The organism is Chitinophaga ginsengisegetis (genome assembly GCF_900168065.1).
Classification (GTDB): Bacteria; Bacteroidota; Bacteroidia; order Chitinophagales; family Chitinophagaceae; genus Chitinophaga; species Chitinophaga ginsengisegetis.
In genome coordinates, this window is the sequence record NZ_FUZZ01000003.1 from 564,935 (window position 1) to 581,964 (window position 17,030).

16 protein-coding genes and 1 tRNA gene are annotated in these 17,030 nt (G+C 43.5%); 7 read left to right on the forward strand and 10 right to left on the reverse strand.

The window, feature by feature from the left end; all coding sequences use genetic code 11:
- Window positions 1–13: 13 nt before the first annotated feature.
- A complete protein-coding gene (locus tag B5Z18_RS20995) occupies window positions 14–352 on the reverse strand; it encodes a PadR family transcriptional regulator (RefSeq protein WP_079471462.1) in 339 nt (112 codons plus the stop codon).
- Between the two features lie 381 nt (window positions 353–733).
- On the opposite strand from B5Z18_RS20995, the gene B5Z18_RS21000 reads away from it, so the two are divergent.
- The 3 genes from B5Z18_RS21000 (at window position 734) to B5Z18_RS21010 (ending at window position 3,647) form a co-directional block, all read left to right on the forward strand.
- Window positions 734–1,027 (forward strand): hypothetical protein, encoded by a 294-nt coding sequence (locus tag B5Z18_RS21000; protein ID WP_133256129.1) that lies wholly within the window; start codon window positions 734–736, stop codon window positions 1,025–1,027.
- A 208-nt stretch (window positions 1,028–1,235) separates the two neighbouring features.
- Window positions 1,236–2,885, forward strand: coding sequence for a SulP family inorganic anion transporter (locus B5Z18_RS21005; RefSeq protein ID WP_079471464.1), 1,650 nt, complete (start codon window positions 1,236–1,238; stop codon window positions 2,883–2,885).
- Window positions 2,886–2,969: 84 nt separating this feature from the next.
- A complete protein-coding gene (locus B5Z18_RS21010; protein WP_079471465.1) occupies window positions 2,970–3,647 on the forward strand; it encodes a carbonic anhydrase family protein in 678 nt (225 codons plus the stop codon).
- Window positions 3,648–3,771: 124 nt separating this feature from the next.
- On the opposite strand, the gene B5Z18_RS21015 is transcribed toward B5Z18_RS21010, so the two are convergent.
- The 3 genes from B5Z18_RS21015 to B5Z18_RS21025 form a co-directional block, all read right to left on the reverse strand.
- The gene (locus B5Z18_RS21015) at window positions 3,772–4,908 is read right to left on the reverse strand and encodes a methionine aminotransferase (protein ID WP_079471466.1); all 1,137 of its coding nucleotides are present in this window, start codon (window positions 4,906–4,908) and stop codon (window positions 3,772–3,774) included.
- Between the two features lie 99 nt (window positions 4,909–5,007).
- On the reverse strand, window positions 5,008–6,099 hold the full coding sequence (locus tag B5Z18_RS21020) for a mannose-1-phosphate guanylyltransferase (RefSeq protein ID WP_079471467.1): 1,092 nt from the start codon (window positions 6,097–6,099) through the stop codon (window positions 5,008–5,010).
- A 2-nt stretch (window positions 6,100–6,101) separates the two neighbouring features.
- Complete coding sequence (locus B5Z18_RS21025) at window positions 6,102–7,076, reverse strand: KpsF/GutQ family sugar-phosphate isomerase (protein ID WP_079471468.1); 975 nt, start codon at window positions 7,074–7,076, stop codon at window positions 6,102–6,104.
- A gap of 156 nt (window positions 7,077–7,232) precedes the next feature.
- Here B5Z18_RS21025 and recQ point away from each other — a divergent pair, with 156 nt between their 5' ends.
- From recQ to B5Z18_RS21045, 4 genes are all read left to right on the forward strand, one after another.
- On the forward strand, window positions 7,233–9,434 hold the full coding sequence (recQ, locus tag B5Z18_RS21030) for a DNA helicase RecQ (protein WP_079471469.1): 2,202 nt from the start codon (window positions 7,233–7,235) through the stop codon (window positions 9,432–9,434).
- A 30-nt stretch (window positions 9,435–9,464) separates the two neighbouring features.
- Entirely contained in the window at window positions 9,465–10,232 is a 768-nt protein-coding gene (locus B5Z18_RS21035) for a DUF3050 domain-containing protein (RefSeq protein ID WP_079471470.1), read from the forward strand.
- 83 nt (window positions 10,233–10,315) lie between these two features.
- A tRNA-Phe gene (locus B5Z18_RS21040) sits at window positions 10,316–10,388 on the forward strand.
- Between the two features lie 255 nt (window positions 10,389–10,643).
- Window positions 10,644–11,618, forward strand: coding sequence for a FimB/Mfa2 family fimbrial subunit (locus B5Z18_RS21045; protein ID WP_079471471.1), 975 nt, complete (start codon window positions 10,644–10,646; stop codon window positions 11,616–11,618).
- 672 nt (window positions 11,619–12,290) lie between these two features.
- Here the strand turns inward: B5Z18_RS21045 and B5Z18_RS21050 are convergent.
- The 6 genes from B5Z18_RS21050 to B5Z18_RS21075 form a co-directional block, all read right to left on the reverse strand.
- Window positions 12,291–12,701 carry a DsrE family protein gene (locus B5Z18_RS21050; protein ID WP_227024449.1) on the reverse strand — a complete coding sequence of 137 codons (411 nt, stop codon included), beginning with the start codon at window positions 12,699–12,701 and terminating at the stop codon, window positions 12,291–12,293.
- Window positions 12,702–12,727: 26 nt separating this feature from the next.
- The gene (locus B5Z18_RS21055) at window positions 12,728–13,702 is read right to left on the reverse strand and encodes a c-type cytochrome (RefSeq protein WP_079471473.1); all 975 of its coding nucleotides are present in this window, start codon (window positions 13,700–13,702) and stop codon (window positions 12,728–12,730) included.
- Window positions 13,699–14,400 (reverse strand): hypothetical protein, encoded by a 702-nt coding sequence (locus B5Z18_RS21060; protein WP_079471474.1) that lies wholly within the window; start codon window positions 14,398–14,400, stop codon window positions 13,699–13,701. Before B5Z18_RS21060 ends, B5Z18_RS21055 begins: the two co-directional genes overlap by 4 nt.
- Before the next feature lie 265 nt (window positions 14,401–14,665).
- On the reverse strand, window positions 14,666–15,475 hold the full coding sequence (locus tag B5Z18_RS21065; RefSeq protein ID WP_079471475.1) for a helix-turn-helix domain-containing protein: 810 nt from the start codon (window positions 15,473–15,475) through the stop codon (window positions 14,666–14,668).
- 127 nt (window positions 15,476–15,602) lie between these two features.
- Window positions 15,603–16,019, reverse strand: coding sequence for a hypothetical protein (locus B5Z18_RS21070; protein WP_133256128.1), 417 nt, complete (start codon window positions 16,017–16,019; stop codon window positions 15,603–15,605).
- Between the two features lie 181 nt (window positions 16,020–16,200).
- Entirely contained in the window at window positions 16,201–17,001 is an 801-nt protein-coding gene (locus tag B5Z18_RS21075) for a lipid II flippase Amj family protein (protein WP_079471477.1), read from the reverse strand.
- Between the last annotated feature and the right edge of the window lie 29 nt (window positions 17,002–17,030).

The following is a 17,030-nucleotide window of genomic DNA, read 5'->3' on the forward strand; positions in this document are numbered from 1 at the left end:
GGTTAGTCTTCCTTTACAGGGGTGTACTGTTTTGTGTTAATTGATGCACGGCATTAGCCAGTTCGTTCCAGGTGCTTTCCAGTTCTTTATAAAAGGTTTCCCCTTTATCTGTCATGGAAAAATATTTCCGTGGGGGACCTGAGCTGCTTTCAACCCAACGGTAAGTGAGCAATTCCGCATTTTTCAACCTTGTTAATAAAGGATAAAGAGTGCCCTCCAGGATATCCAGCTTTGCTTCCTTCATCTTTTCGATGATGTCTGAAGGGTAAGCTTCTCCTTGCTTAATGACGGACAATATGCAAAACTCCAGCACTCCCTTCCTCATCTGCGATTGTGTGTTATCAATGTTCATGGCAAGTGAGCTTTAATTTTTTTTCTAATGGTGGTTTCTGATCAGTTATTAAAGTATTTGATAGCTATTCTTTCAACTTTACGATACAAAAATAGGAAACTTTTACTACTATGCAATACACAATACCATAGAAAGCAAAATAACTTGTTTAGAACGTTACCCGGTAAAGCCTATAAAATCCAATACAGATGCGCTTCTTCCGGAAAAAAACAGTTATAACGGATGTGACAGGATAATGATGACCGGTTTTGAGCCATGATAAACGGAAAACTACAGCCGGCATGGCCTTTTTATGTTAAAGTCCTTTAACATTTTTTTAATTGGGAATATTTACCATTTATGGTTATCCTCTATTACATTTGCATTAAGCGTATTATACACATGAAGAAATTAATCGGCATATTCCTCCTGGCACTGATGGTGTCACAATTGCTTCCAATCAAGGAAGTAGGGAAGCTGCTGTTTAATAATCAGATTGTGGAAGAACACCCGGTTGATTGTGGTGGCGATCATATAAAGATTGCAAAAGAGCTGAAATTCTGTAAACAGTTTGATGAAATTCAGTTTAATCCATTGCTCATTCTTGGTATTTTACAATATCATTTAATGGAAGATATTCCCAGCAACCCTGCTCAGGAAATACATGCCCCTCCTCCCAATATGCACATCGCATAATTTCGTTTTGCAGTTGTAATTACAACAGCTGTTTTTTCTATTTATTTATTACTGATTTTTTCAAACACTGCCCGGGCTACGTGTATCCATTAAGGCGATATCCGTATTTAAGCCGTTAACGGGAGTACTATTCTATCATTGTAGCTTCCACGGTTGCAGCATTGGCTGCTATCCGGAAGTGCGATCCCTCAACGGAAAAGCAAATTTTATGAACAAGCAGACATCATTATTCTCTAATATAAAAGGCGATTTTTCAGCCGGCCTTGTTGTTTTCCTCATTGCGGTGCCGTTGTGCCTGGGTATAGCCCTGGCCTCCGGGGCTCCTTTGTTTGCCGGTATGATTTCCGGTATCATCGGTGGCCTGGTGATTGGCTTTTTAAGCGGCTCGCAATTGAGTGTAAGCGGCCCCGCAGCGGGTCTTACCGCTGTTGTACTGGTGGCTATTACCAAACTGGGTGCGTTCGATGTATTCCTCCTGAGTGTGGTAATAGGCGGCGCCATTCAGCTGATCCTGGGATTAATTAAAGCAGGAACAGTAGCCAACTACTTCCCTTCCAACGTAATCACAGGAATGCTTACCGCTATTGGTATCATCATTATCCTGAAACAATTACCACACGCATTTGGCTATGATGCCGATTCGGAAGGTGATTTCAACTTTATTCAGGTAGATGGCGAAAATACTTTCAGTGCTTTGCTTTCCACGATTAATCACATTAGTCTTGGCGCAACACTGATCACCATTATCTCCATTTTCATTATTCTGTACTGGAGCAAGATCCCGAAGCTCAATGTAGTGCCAGCGCCACTGGTAGCAGTAATTACCGGCATATTGCTGAACACAGCATTTTCCGGCAGTGAGTTGCTGGCACTGGGATCTAATCACCTGGTATCGTTACCTGTAGCTGGTAGCTTTGGTGATTTCGTAAACCAGTTCACGCTCCCGAATTTCAGCGCCATCACTAACAAGGATGTATGGATCACCGGTATTACTATTGCTATAGTAGCTTCTGTGGAAACCCTGCTGAATGTGGAAGCCACCGATAAACTCGATCCCCTGAAACGCTACACCTCTCCTAACCGGGAATTGAAAGCACAGGGTATTGGTAACATGGTCAGTGGCTTAATTGGCGGTTTGCCAATCACGTCTGTAATCGTGCGTTCCAGCGCTAACATCAATGCCGGTGGTAAAACCAAGCTGGCAACTATGACGCATGGTGCGTTATTACTGGTTTGTACAGCACTGATCCCGGTTTTGTTAAATAAAATTCCGCTGGCTACCCTGGCGGCAGTATTGCTGGTAACCGGTTACAAATTGTGCAAAATTTCCATTTTTAAGGAAATGTTCAAAAACGGTAAGTACCAATGGGTGCCTTTCGTTGTAACCGTAGTAGCCATCGTGTTTACCGATCTGCTGATTGGTATCGCGCTGGGTATGGTGGTAAGCGTGCTCGCCATTTTACGTGGTAATATGAAGAGCTCTTACTATTTCCGCAAAGAAAAATACCATACCGGCGACAGCATCCGCCTGGAACTGGCACAGGAAGTTTCTTTCCTGAACAAAGCCAGCATCCTGCTTACGCTGGATCACATGCCGGAAAATATCACACTGGTGATTGATGCGCACAAAACTGCCTACATCGATTTTGATGTATTGCAGACTATCCGCGAATTCAAAGACATCAAAGCGCCACAAAAAAATATCAAAGTAATCCTAACGGGGTTTAAAACCGTGTACAACATTCAAAACACGCCAGACCTTTCTGTTGAAGAACAGTCAAGACTGAACTCTCCGCAGGTACACACTATTTCTTCCGGTAACCATAAAGAGTTGCTGAAAGAACTGCAGTTAAATTAAAGGCATCTATGCCTTTAATAAAAAAACGGAACGGAATACCATGCTTAATATCCGTTCATTTTTCAATCTCAAAAAATGACAATAATGAAGACACTGAATAAAATATCTCAAGCCAATATATCTCCTAAAAAAGCGCTGGAACTGCTACAGGCCGGTAACACCCGGTTTGTGGACAACCTCCGCCTGAACCGTAACCTGCTGCAAATGGTGAACGATACATCCGACGGACAGTGGCCGATGGCTGCCATCGTTAGCTGCATGGACTCCCGCACCTCTGCAGAGCTGATCTTTGATCAGGGATTGGGCGACATTTTCAGTATCCGTTTAGCCGGCGCCGTTATTTCTGATAACGTACTGGGCAGCCTCGAATATGCCTGCAAAATAGCGGGTTCCAAATTCATCGTGGTATTGGGTCACACCAAATGCGGCGCTATCAAGGGCGCCTGCGACTCAGTTGAAATGGGGAATCTTACCGGGCTGTTAAATAAAATAGCCCCGGCTGTATTTGCAGAGAAAACTGTTAAACAGGATCGTAATTCTCATAACGGAGAATTTGTGGAAGCTGTAAATGCTATCCATGTACAACGCTCTGTTCAGGCCATTATGGAACAAAGCAATATTCTTCGTGAAATGATCCAGAAAGGAGAAGTGGGTATTATCGGTGCTATTTACGACGTAGAAACAGGGATCGTAAGCTTTATGGAGCATACCCTGATCCTGGAAAATAACAGACCGGAAGGAGCAACAGCCGTAGCTGTTTAATCCGTCCTGCTTTTTATAAAAGAGAATAAATTTGCTTTTTCATAAAAAAGAGGGAGGCTCTGACGACACGTTTGATCAATTATTTAAAGGCATTGATCAAACTGTTATCAGCAGCCTCCTTTTTTTATATCTGTTGCAATCGCGCCGCAGCCTGTTCTAATGTAGCCTGCTTTTTGGCAAAGCAAAAACGGATCACATGATCATCTTTTCCATCCTGGTAAAAAGCTGATACCGGGATAACCGCCACACCAAACTCTTTGGTCATACGGAGTGCAAAATCCTTGTCTCCTTCATCCGATATCCGGTCGTATTTCATCAGCTGGAAATAACTTCCCTGGCTGGCCAACGGGGTAAACCGGGTGTCCTTCATTAACTCAAGGAAATAATCTCTTTTCTGCTGGTAAAATGCGGGCAGCTCCAGGTAATGGGACGGTGTTTCCAGGAATTTGGCCAGTCCATACTGCATAGGCGTATTTACCGAAAAGCAAAGGTATTGATGCACCTTCCGGTACTCCTTCATCAGGTGTTCGGGCGCTACACAATAACCCATTTTCCAACCGGTATTATGAAATACTTTTCCAAAAGAAAAGGTAACAAAGCTGTTCCTGAAAATAGCAGGATACCGCAATACGCTGTGGTGCTGCGCGCCATCGAAAATCAGGTGCTCATATACTTCGTCCGACAGTACAATCAGGTTAAATTCGTCCACCAGTTTTTCCAGTTCCTGCATATCATTTTCCTGTAAGATGCTTCCCGTGGGATTATGCGGGGTATTCAGCATAATCATTCTTGTGCGGGATGTGATTTTACTTCTCACTTCGTCCCAGTTAATCCGGTAGCCAGGAAACGATAGGGAAATCAACACGGGTATTCCCCCGTTTACCAATACATTTGGAATATAGCTGTCGTATGCCGGTTCAAAAATAATCACTTCATCACCGGGATGTATACACGTAGCAATAGCGGTAAAAATAGCGTAAGTACCTCCGGGTGTAATGGTAATCTCTGTATCAGGATGTACCTGCTGGTGGTAAAGACTACTGATTTTTGCGGCAATGGCATTGCGTAGCTGCGGGAGTCCCGGCATGGGAGCATACTGGTTATGCCCCTGCTGCATGGCTTCATTTACCATTGCTTTCAGTTCGTCGCTGCAGTCGTAATCGGGAAATCCCTGGGAGAGGTTAATCGCCTGGTGGGAGGCTGCCAGGGCAGACATGACGGTAAATATAGTAGTGCCTACATTGGGCAGTTTTGAGATCATCACCGGATTTTTAAATATTGAAATTCAGACATCTGCTGGTAAGAAAATCTTTTCAGCCACTAAATATCTGAATTTCAATATCAAAAATCACAAAAATATTTACAGGAACTTCTCGCCTTTGTTGCGCTTGATTTCTCCTACATATTCCTTGATCTGTTGTTCATTTTCTTTTTTGCAGATGAGCAGCACATCGTTTGTATCTATTACGATAAACTCATCCAGCCCCTGCAGGAGTACCAGCTTTTCGTTGGGCACTTTCACCATGCATTTGGTAGCATCGATCACTACTACGTTTTTGCCCTGTACTGCATTGCCGAGGTAATCTTTTTCCAGGTTCTCATAAGCGGAAGCCCAGGTGCCCAGGTCACTCCATCCAAAATTGGACGGGATCACATACACGTTGCTGGCCTTTTCCATAATACCGTAATCAATAGAGATGTTGGTGCACTGCGGGTACACTTTCTCCATTACCTCTTTTTCCTGTGGGGTATTGAGTGCGGGAGTAGCCTGTTCAAAGAGTTCATCTATCTCCGGAAGATATTGTTTAAAAGCTGCCAGGATAGTTTTTACATTCCATACAAAGATGCCGGCGTTCCAGAGGAAATCGCCGCTTTGCAGGAACGTTTTAGCCAGTTCCAGGTTAGGCTTTTCTGTAAACGTTTTTACCTGGTATACATTATCTGCCACGTGCTGTGGTTCAAACTGGATATAGCCGTAACCGGTGTCGGGCCGGGTAGGTTTGATCCCCAGGGTAACCAGGGCGCTGTTTTTCTGTACAAACAGCAACGCATTTAAACAGGCATTGGTAAACGCCGGTCCATCCATGATAAGGTGATCTGCCGGCGCACAGATAATGTTGGCCAGCGGGTCCTGTTTATGGATTTTGTGGGAAATATAGGCAACACAGGGAGCTGTATTTTTACGGGATGGTTCGCTCACAATATTGGCTGTGGGCAGTTCAGGTAACTGATCACTCACCTTGCTGGTATATTGGTGGTGGGTTACCACGAATATATTTTCCTTTGGGATGAACTGCGCGAAGCGTTCATAAGTCCATTGGAGCAGGGTTTTTCCCGTGTTCAGGATATCCAGGAACTGCTTGGGATTGTCTGTGCGGCTGTGGGGCCAGAACCGGCTGCCTATCCCCCCTGCCATTATTGCCACATAAAAATGGCTGTTCAGCTGTGTCATTTCTAAATAATTCCTTCTCTGATTAAATCATGTAAGTGAATAATACCTTGATACCGTTCACCGTCCATTACCAGCAGTTGGGTAATATCATGCTGGCGCATCATCTCTAAAGCGTTGATGGCCAGTTGATCCTGCTGGATCAATTTCGGGTGAAGCGACATTATATCTTTTGCCGTTACAGCTGCTGTAGGAACATCTTTCTCCAGCATTCTGCGCAGGTCACCATCTGTAATGATACCCTGAAGTAATCCATTTTCATCCACTACGGCAGTAACGCCCAGCATTTTAGATGAAATTTCCACAATCACCTCTCTTAATGAGCTGTTTGATAATACCTGCGGGGCTTTATGCTGTTTGCTGAGATCCCCGACCTTAAGGTACAATTTCTTTCCTAAAGCGCCTCCGGGATGGAACTTTGCAAAGTCTGCTGCAGTAAATCCGTGCCATTCTATGAGGCAAACGGCCAGCGCGTCTCCCATCACCAGCTGGGCGGTGGTGCTGGTAGTGGGTGCGAGGTTATTAGGGCAGGCTTCCTTACTAACGGTGGTATTGAGTACAAAATCAGCTTCCTGGGCTAAAAACGAGCTGGTATTCCCCACCATCGCAATTAAAGTGTTGCCAAAATTCTTCACCAGGGGAACAAGTACCTTTATTTCGGCGGAAGTGCCGCTTTTAGAGATGCACATCACTACATCTTCCTCTCTGATCATCCCCAGATCTCCGTGGATGGCATCTGCCGCATGCATGAAAAGGGCAGGCGTACCGGTAGAATTAAATGTCGCCACTATTTTCTGGGCAATAATGGCGCTTTTACCAATGCCGGTTACCACGAGTCTCCCCTGGCATTGAGCGATCCTTTCAACAACTTTTTCAAAATCTGCATCTATAAAATGCTGCAAATCATTAATAGCTGATGCCTCCATCGCAATTGTGCGCCTGGCTACCTGTCCTATATTGATAGTTTGATTCCTTTTCATGACGATTTACAAATTTATCATTTTTTAACCAGCACTGGAGCGGTTAAGTAATTTATATTGATACTCCGCGCTTTTTTAAGTAACTTCGTGTCCCCTAAAAAACATATAAATATATTTCGTCATTTGATGGTTCTTTAGAGTTAAAATTTGAATGCAATGGCTGTTGTTAAGGAACGTTTGATGGATGCATTACGCGAACACTTCGGGTTCGATTCCTTTAAGGGAAATCAGGAAAAAATTATAAATAGCATCCTCTCAGGCAAAGATACTTTTGTGATAATGCCAACCGGCGGAGGTAAATCATTATGCTATCAACTACCGGCGCTGATGAGACCGGGTTGTGCGCTGATCGTTTCACCCCTTATTGCGCTGATGAAAAACCAGGTAGACCTGGTACGAGGCTACAGCAGTAAGGATAATGTGGCACACTTTCTAAACTCCACCTTGTCTAAGGCGCAGATCAAGAAAGTGCGGGCCGACCTGACGGCGGGAAAAACCAAGCTGCTCTACGTAGCTCCGGAAACGCTCACCAAACAGGAAAACCTGGATTTCTTCAAGGAACTGGAGATCTCCTTTATTGCAGTAGATGAGGCACACTGTATTTCTGAATGGGGACATGACTTCAGGCCGGAATACCGTCGCCTGAAGGAAATGATCGACCAGATCAGTGATAACCTGCCCATTATTGCCCTGACCGCTACTGCTACCCCCAAAGTACAGAGCGATATCGTAAAAAACCTGTGTCTGAATAAGGCCAATATCTTTATTTCTTCTTTTAACCGTCCAAACCTGTATTATGAAATCAGGCCAAAACGCAAAAAGGAACAAACCATCAAGGATATTGTTAAGTTCATTCATCAGCATAAAGGCAAAAGCGGTATTATTTACACGCTGAACCGTAAAACCACCGAGGAACTGGCAGATATGCTGGTAGCCAACGGCGTTAAGGCAGTAGCCTACCACGCCGGCCTGGATCCCACTACCAGGGCACAGCGCCAGGATATGTTCCTTCATGAAGATACAGAGGTAATTGTGGCCACCATTGCATTTGGAATGGGGATCGACAAACCCGATGTACGATTTGTGATCCACTACAACATCCCGAAGAGTCTCGAAAACTACTACCAGGAAACCGGTCGTGCCGGAAGGGACGGACTGGAAGGGCATTGTATCTGCTACTATTCCCATAAGGATGTGCAGAAACTGGAACACCTTATGCGCGACAAATCGCTCAGCGAACGTGAAATGGGCGCACAGCTCATTAACGAAACCGTGGCATATGCTGAAAGCGCCGTATGCCGCCGCAGGGTTATCCTGCACTATTTCGGAGAACATTACGAAACGGAAAACTGCGGACAGTGCGACAACTGCCGCAACCCGAAAGAAAAAATAGAGGTCAAGAACCGGGTAGTGATCATGCTGAAGGCCATTCGTGCTCTCGAAGAGCGCTTTGGCAGTGAGTATGTGATCAATATCATCACCGGGAAAACCAGCCCCCAGATCAGCACCTACCGCCACGATAAACTGGATGTGTTTGGAGAAGGAAAAGAATTTGATGCGCACTTCTGGAACTCCCTGATGCGCCAGATGATGCTGGAAGGGCTCATAGAAAAAGATATTGAAGAATACGGCCTGCTCAAAGTAACCGACAAGGGCGCCAAATTCCTCAAAAAGCCATACTCCATCATGGTAGCGCTGAATCACCAGTTTGATGAAGATACCCTGGATGAAGAAGAAGAGGCTGCAGCAGAAGCACAGGCATCTGCAGATCCTGCATTGTTTGAAATGCTGAAAGAACTGCGCAAGAAAGTATCCAAAGAAAAGAACCTTCCGCCGTTTGTTATCTTCCTGGAAACTTCTTTGGAAGACATGGCGACGCAATACCCTACCACCGTTCAGGAACTGGAAAAAATCCAGGGCGTGAGCAAAGGCAAAGCAATTCGCTACGGCAAACAGTTTGTGGATGTAATCACTAAATACGTAGAGGAAAATAACATCACCAAGCCGGACGATTTCGTTATGAAAAGCGTGGTGAATAAAAGCGGGATGAAAGTATTTATTATCCAGAATATCGATAAGAAAATACCGCTCGAAACCATCGCAAAAAATAAAGAGCTTTCCCTCTCCCAGTTACTCGATGAAATGGAAACCATTGTAGCCAGTGGCACCAAACTGAATATCGATTACTGCCTGGATGAAGAACTGGATGACTATGCACAGGATGAAATCATGGAGTATTTCAAAGGCTGCGAAACATCCAGTCTTGCCCTTGCCAGGGAAGAACTGATTGAAAATGATTATTCGCTGGAGCAACTGAAGCTGATGCGTATAAAATTCCTGGTAGTATACGGCAATTAATGCCGGCTGCCAGTACAATATTTACAACGAATGAGTATCAAACAAATACAGGAAACCATCGCCTCCACCAGGGAGAAAGTAGTAACACACCCGTTATACGCTGAATTGCAAACATTAGATGATGTTCGCACCTTTATGCAGTACCATGTATATGCTGTATGGGATTTTATGTCTTTACTGAAAGGACTGCAGCAACAACTCACCTGTGTAAATGTACCCTGGGTGCCCGTGGGCAATGCTGCGACCCGTTATCTGATCAATGAAATTGTTACTGGTGAAGAAAGCGACGTGGATAAAGAAGGAAACCGTTGCAGCCACTTTGAACTGTATGAACGCGCCATGCAACAGGCCGGTGCCGACACCAGCCCCATAGAAGCGATTATAACCGATATAAAAGCCGGAAAGTCCATTCAAAGCATTCTGGCTACAGCTGCCCTTCCTGAGGCCGTAAAAGGCTTTCTTAGCTTCACATTTGAGGTGATTGCTACCGGTAAGGCACATATTATGGCGGCCGTATTTACCTTCGGCAGGGAAGACCTGATTCCTGACATGTTCCTCGCACTGGTGAAAGACCTCGGTCAGAAGTTTCCGGGCAAGCTGGATACCTTCATTTATTACCTGGAAAGACACATAGAAGTAGACGGTGATCACCATAGTCAACTGGCCATGCAAATGGTCAATGAATTATGTGGCACGGACAAAAATAAATGGGACGAAGCTGCTGAATATGCCCGTCAGTCGCTGCATTGGCGGCATGAACTTTGGAGCAGTATTCTCAGTGAAAAAGTGATTTCGTAAAATTTTCTCAAAAAAATTTTGCAATTCAAAAGAATGTATTACTTTTGCAATCCCCTCACGAGAGAGGGCAACAAAAAACGGATGGTGCGGTAGCTCAGTTGGTAGAGCAAAGGACTGAAAATCCTTGTGTCGCCGGTTCGATCCCGGCTCACACCACAGAAACGGAATAGTCAGTATCAAAGCTGATTATTCCGTTTTTTTTGCCTACGAATACCCTATCCTGGATAAAACTCTCTTCTCATTCTATCTATCCTCCTAATCAAAAATAGAGATGCTGACGCTTATTTAAACAACAATATTCAAATTCTCTTGTTTGAATTCATCAATAGACTGATAATCGTTTTTACTTACCTTTTCAGCATTAAGCACTACGAACGATACTACCATTTTTCCTAAAATCAAACATATTTTATGAAAAGAATTAATCCATTGATATTCATTGCGTTTTCTGTATTGGTTACCTTCTGTAGTAAAAAATCAGAAGATAAGCCCTCCACTCCAAATCCACACGAAAAGTTTGCAGTTACATTTAAAGTAAATGACTTTATTCAATCTATAGGAGACATTGATGCCAGAAACTCTTCTTCAGGCCAAAATCAGAAACAACCAGGAGATTCACTGAAGAAATATATTGATCACCTTGTAATGGTCATATATACCTCCAATAGCACATTTGTAAAGCAAGTCTCCCAGAACTCCTCTAATCCGGATTTTGGTGTATTTAAAGACTCTCTTCCAGCAGGGGATTACAGAATATCTGTAGTGGGTACCAAAGATTCTGTTCCGCTGAGTTACAGTAATCCTCCTGAGGCTGGTCCATCTCTCATTAATCTGACACTTCCAGGAACCGATGCGTTCTACAAATTCATGCAAATAGGTGTAAATGGGTCCATCGATCAGGTAGTTGTTCTCAGTCGGGTGGTCGCTAAAGTAAAGCTGATTATTAAAGATCGTATTCCTTTTGACACCAAGAGTATTTCAATAAAGCTCTCCGCCTTTCCGTCGAGTTCTGTACCGGACATGAATGATGTGTTCTCTGGAATAAGTTTATCTTCAGGAGGTTACTATTATGCTGTACGGGGACAATTTATCTATTATCCCCTGGTATACAATATCCCGGATTCTCTCAGAGGAAGTACCAATTTCACTTCAGAATTTTATGTATTAGTATTACCTAATACGACAAAAATGACCATGCAACTTACCAGTAACAAAACGGATGGCACTGTACTCGCACAAAAGGACATTTACGATATATCAATAACCGCTAACAAGAGAACTATTCTTACTGGAAATCTTTTCGATGGAATAACAACAGATACTTCTGGTCTCTCTGTCGGCATTGACGGGAGATGGAATGCAGACAGTACAGTACAGACCTTTTAGAACCATAATAGCATTAAGAAAAGGACGATAAATAAAATTTTATTTATCGTCCTTTTCTTATTCTCCTTGTCTAGAAACGCTCTAATGATACTTCCTCTTTCCCCTAATGTTTTGAACAATTCCAGCCGATAAGCGCCAGGATACCGAGAAGTGGAACCTTTAAATTACAGGCCTTCAATATAACTCCATATCCAACTAAATAACTTTTTTTCAGCGAAGTCCTCTCCTGAAAAACCGTTATTGTCTGTGAAAAACTGTTGATTACCATCTTATTTCATTAAATATAGCTATCCCCAATTTATGAAAATTGATTACCCTTCATGAAATATGGTTAAAAACACATGTTTATATGAAAACTAATTATTTAGATGGCCAGGTATGTTTCACTAATTTTCTTAATGAAATGGCTCGCTCGCAATGAAAAAATCTGCAACTGTAATCTATGATAAATTAAAGATTACGTCTGAAGAGCCCAACTAGCATTCCGACTCAGATATTTATACAATTTGATGAAATCATCGATGAAATACTTCACCATCTCCCCGCTCCTTTCCACAATAAAAAAAGGTCATCTCACGATGACCTTTTTTATGCCCGGAAGTGCCGATCCAACCGGGTCATAGCATTTACTATGCCCAGGAGCTCTGACCTCCACAGGCGTATCCTGTTTTATTAATGCGCCACTTTGATATACCCCCACCCTTCTCTCTGTTTAGTGATTATTTCATAAATAGCATCCGGTACTACTTCAACTCCCGGGATCAATTCACTGGCATTTTTATTATTCCGCTTCATGGTAGCGCCACATACTTTTACGCTCACTTTTTTATTGTTCAGCAACTCTGTGAGGGCTGGTGTTATTTTTGATTTATCTTTTAACACCATATCCAATGCATCGCCGTAAACGGCCACCTCCAGTTGTGCATCCGGACTACCTTTCAGGATACCGTTTACCTGTCGCATCACCGTGTTATGATCCTCTACCGATTTACTGGTAATGTCAAATATTACCTTGTAATCAGCCTGGGCATAAGATGCAATATATCCCAGCAAACATCCAACAAGTACAAACAACTTTTTCATGATCATATTTTTATTTGAATGAGGAATTATTTAATGTGCTGCTTGTCTCTCTGATGCAGAATAGGACCAAATGGACCGTATTTATGCTGTTGCTCGGAAAAGGTATCGCTGAACGGCCCGAAAGGATGATCTGCCGGCTTGGTGCTTATTACTGGCCAGTCTTCCGGGAATCTTTTAACAGGACGTGGTTGTGAATTTACAAAGGCAGCCACATCCCAAGCTTCCTCGTCCGTTAATTGTGTTTTACTATAGTCGGTGCCAAACGGCATATTGTTTTTTACATACCCGGCAAATCTTGATATCCGGTAAATGCCGGCGCCCGTATTATAAGAGTGCTCTCCCCACAAAGGCGGATATTCATACTCAACAGCACTTGCTGATAGCTTACCCATGCCATTCTCTCCATGACATTTACTGCATTTCTGCACATATACCAGCTTGCCCTTTATCGTGTCGGCCTCTCTTTCGAGGTACGGCAGCTCTTTTATTCCGCTTCCGGGAGGTTTGTATCCTTTAGGCACATCTTTCCCAAGCCATTGTATGTAAGCGATAATAGCCCTGAGCTCCTGGCTGTTACTGTCGAGCGCGTTCCCATTAAGACTGCGGATCAGACAATCATTCACCCTTTTGGCAATCGATTCAACCATGCCGCTCCTTTCCCTGAATTTCGGGTATGTAGATGCCGTGCCTCCATAATTGTTTCCCCAGCGCCTAGTACCGGCGTCCAGGTGGCAATTCTGGCAGTTCATGCCATTGCTGATGACCGCAATTTTTCCCTTTGGCCCCAGATATACAGAAGTATGCGCAATAAGATCCCGGCCATACCGGATCATTGCCCCATTTGGCATATGCGGAATCATACCCGTATCAGGAGCCAGCCATAGCGCTTCTGTTGACTTCTTTTCGTGTTTAACCTGGTTGCTGAAAAACACTTTAATAACAACCAGTATCAATCCCAGCAACACCATGCTCCACAACACCCGGAAAGAAATCTGTTTCATCCCGCAAAACAGTAGCCGCAATTCCGTTCCTGGGCGCGACCTACAGCCCATACACCGGAAGGCACCAATTGTATTCCCGGTAAGATTCCTTCGATCCATTCTTTCTTGACCTCTGCAGCGTCGAGCGACATGTTTTGCGCCACCACTGCGCTGTACACTGTTATCGCCATGTTACATACACAGAATAATACGCCGCTGGCCTGCAGTTCATTGATCCCGATAGCTACGTCGCCAACGCCCGGAACTTTAAAATCTCCCGGCTTCGGCTGCCAGAACGGGTTTCTTACTGCCGGCGCCTTTGTGGCAGGATCATCTGCTTTAAATACTTCTCCAAATTTATATTTCTCCCATAGCTCACTCTTCATGGCATATGGAATCGCGTCGTGACGCAATACCACTACCACACAGCATTCTTTTTCAGGCGTACCCGTAGCGGCATTGGTCAGTAAAAACACTTTGGGCCACGCAAAAGGCAGTATGTCGTGCGGACGAACCACATCCAGCACCATTTTGTGTTTGCCCTTGATTCTGTTCACCCATGCTTCGGCGTCTTCGGGAACGATATTCATTTTTTCGGGGGCGAACGCCGCCTGCAGGTCCAAAGGAACAAAGGACGGCATAGTAAGCACCGTTGCCCCTGCGATGATTTTCCCGAGAAAATCACGGCGGTTGGTTGCTTCATTTTCAGTATAACTCATATGATTGCTGTTTTGATGAATGCAATATTTACCTGTAACATCAGCCATTGCTAATACCAGGCAGTCAATAAAACCAGCTTTAAAGGAATGCGGGGAATTTCGAGGAGACGGTCAAAAATATCAGAAGATGTATTTTCGACATAATTAATACGGCCAACTTCGTCAACCAATATTATCATTGATTAACCGTACTAACACGGGGAATTACAAGTGATGCTAATTTAGGAAAATAAGAAAGGGAACTATCGGATAAAAGTGACAAAATTTAAATCCCCAACGCCTGCTCCAGGCTGCTGCGGAAACCAGGATATTCATGTGGTAAACATCCCGCGAAATGCCTGAACTCTTTGATAAAATGAGTTTGGTCGCTGTACCCGAACCTGCTGGCCAATAAACACCATTGAGTTTTTCTTTCCTTTTCTATGTATTCAATCGTTCGCCGGAAACGCACAATACGACAAAATGTTTTCAGGCGAAGCCCCGTTTGTTCCAGGAAGTTTCTTTCTAACGTACGTTTGGTAAAATAGGTTCCCAACTCCAGTTGGCGGATGGTAATATTACCGTCTGCTGCATATATCAGCTGTATCGCTTCATTTAAACTTCTGGAATATTTTTTTTCGCTTAATAACTGCCGGAGAAGAAATGCTTCCAGCATAGCAACCTGTTCCTGGCCATTATTGCATTCCCTTAGCAACTCTCCCAGTTCATGTATTTGAGAACCGGCAACCGACAGATCAATGCTTTTATTTGTGAAGTTTGTTGCCGGAATATGAAAGAGTTTAAACCAGGCGCCAGGTTTAAGATTTACCACCAGGCTTTTCATTCCGGCATATATGCAGCGTTCACAAGCAATATCATTAGGGCCTGTAATACTGTCTGATGCCACATATTCCTTATTGGTAACATCATAAACCTTATCCGGCGGGCCTATATTAAATACAATGCTTTGAATAAGATGCGGCAGTATGGTCATCTTCCGGCAGCCTTCTTCCTGGAAATCACTTTCCAGGATCAGGTAAGTAAGTACAAAATCCTGTAACAACCTGTGTGGCCGGAAAGATTGCACCTTGAACATATTCAAATGCTTTACTGGTACAAATATCTGAAATATCCGACTGCTTTTAAACAATTAACAATAGCCGGGGCCAATCCTGACTATATAACAATGCTTTTCCGCATGACCGTCGCGCCCATCGGCCCTTTCATTGCGGATCTACATTGATCGCTATTCCCAGTATCTTTCCTATAGCCTCTTTCACCTCTTCCACCCTCTCGTTAAACCGCAGTCCTGATTGGGTAACCAACCTATCAAACAGGTGAATACTGCCATTTTCTGCCAGCTGTTGCAGCTGAAATATATGCTCCTCTCTTATCACTTTCTTATCAAACCAGCTCGAGTATAAAACAAAATAATAAACCTCAAAAGCAGACTGATTAAAATATAACAGGATCTTCCTGATATCAAATGCACTGTTATCCAATACCAGGTTGAGGCTAAAAAGAAAAGAGGTATCTGATGCAGTATGGTACTGTATAACAGATTTAATACGGTTAAGCTGGTCATCTGCCCGGCAGTAAGGGTCCGGCGTATTTACAACAATAAATTTTTTGTTCCACAACGCATCCAGTTTTATGGGCTGTTTAAAGAGATAAAATTGCTTTCTCTGAAACAAGTATTGAATGGTTCTTGTTTTGCCTGAATGTGGTTCACCAACAATGACAAATAATTTCCGTGGGTTAAAATTCATCTTCAAAAAAACACGGAAAATTTCAAAAATTTGTTAATCAATTGTAAACAGACTATACTTTTTCTGCCAGCCATGCAATTAGTTGCGCACACGGCAACAGCAACAGCTGTGCAAGCAAAGTTCCGGTGATACGGGCAATTACCATATAGGAAACAAATCTCCTGAAAGTACCCTCTGAAAGCTTGCCCAATACCACATCATCCGTAAGAATAGATAAATGCGGATCAATAAACAACACCATCAATACCGTGGCCAAACCGTTTATAACACCGGATAAATTACTGGCGGTTGTTCTGTACTCCGGGTTCAGATACGCAGCATAAACGCACGATAAAACTGAAATAGTTATGATAGCACTGGCCAACACATTGTAAATAAAAATGCGCCAGGGAATATCCCTGTGAGCCGGCAATTCCAGAAATTGCTCTTTTGTTGGCATCCGCATACTTTCTTTCACAAACTGCATACCGGCGCCGGACAAGCCAACATAAAACAACCTGGGAATAGATTTGTGCACACTAAAATGCGACACGGCTTTAGATAGCAACCGCTGAAAAGTAGGGATCAGCAGTGCGCCAAGTATGGCACCAATCGTACACGACAGGATAATATACCTGAATATCCCTGTATTGGATGAAACCCCGTGTTTCAGATCCTGCTCTACTGTTTTGGCCAGTAACGGCGCCTGCAAAGTATTGGCGGTGCGGGATAAAAGAACGAGGATATTAAATAAAGAAAAAGTAATGGCAATTCTACCGGTTTTTACGCCCACCAATCTCACGGCATAGGATAAGGTTGTCATCCCGTTAATAAACATCGTAAGCACAAGTACAATGATAATCTGAGTGGCCATTTTAGTAATTCTTTAAACAATTACTAAAA

Bases quoted from the DNA above. Each gene is read 5' to 3' on its own strand.
- B5Z18_RS20995 (WP_079471462.1), bottom strand. From the start codon at position 352: ATGAACATTGATAACACACAATCGCAGATGAGGAAGGGAGTGCTGGAG.
- B5Z18_RS21000 (WP_133256129.1), top strand. From the start codon at position 734: ATGAAGAAATTAATCGGCATATTCCTCCTGGCACTGATGGTGTCACAA.
- B5Z18_RS21005 (WP_079471464.1), top strand. From the start codon at position 1,236: ATGAACAAGCAGACATCATTATTCTCTAATATAAAAGGCGATTTTTCA.
- B5Z18_RS21010 (WP_079471465.1), top strand. From the start codon at position 2,970: ATGAAGACACTGAATAAAATATCTCAAGCCAATATATCTCCTAAAAAA.
- B5Z18_RS21015 (WP_079471466.1), bottom strand. From the start codon at position 4,908: ATGATCTCAAAACTGCCCAATGTAGGCACTACTATATTTACCGTCATG.
- B5Z18_RS21020 (WP_079471467.1), bottom strand. From the start codon at position 6,099: ATGACACAGCTGAACAGCCATTTTTATGTGGCAATAATGGCAGGGGGG.
- B5Z18_RS21025 (WP_079471468.1), bottom strand. From the start codon at position 7,076: ATGAAAAGGAATCAAACTATCAATATAGGACAGGTAGCCAGGCGCACA.
- recQ (WP_079471469.1), top strand. From the start codon at position 7,233: ATGGCTGTTGTTAAGGAACGTTTGATGGATGCATTACGCGAACACTTC.
- B5Z18_RS21035 (WP_079471470.1), top strand. From the start codon at position 9,465: ATGAGTATCAAACAAATACAGGAAACCATCGCCTCCACCAGGGAGAAA.
- B5Z18_RS21045 (WP_079471471.1), top strand. From the start codon at position 10,644: ATGAAAAGAATTAATCCATTGATATTCATTGCGTTTTCTGTATTGGTT.
- B5Z18_RS21050 (WP_227024449.1), bottom strand. From the start codon at position 12,701: ATGAAAAAGTTGTTTGTACTTGTTGGATGTTTGCTGGGATATATTGCA.
- B5Z18_RS21055 (WP_079471473.1), bottom strand. From the start codon at position 13,702: ATGAAACAGATTTCTTTCCGGGTGTTGTGGAGCATGGTGTTGCTGGGA.
- B5Z18_RS21060 (WP_079471474.1), bottom strand. From the start codon at position 14,400: ATGAGTTATACTGAAAATGAAGCAACCAACCGCCGTGATTTTCTCGGG.
- B5Z18_RS21065 (WP_079471475.1), bottom strand. From the start codon at position 15,475: ATGTTCAAGGTGCAATCTTTCCGGCCACACAGGTTGTTACAGGATTTT.
- B5Z18_RS21075 (WP_079471477.1), bottom strand. From the start codon at position 17,001: ATGGCCACTCAGATTATCATTGTACTTGTGCTTACGATGTTTATTAAC.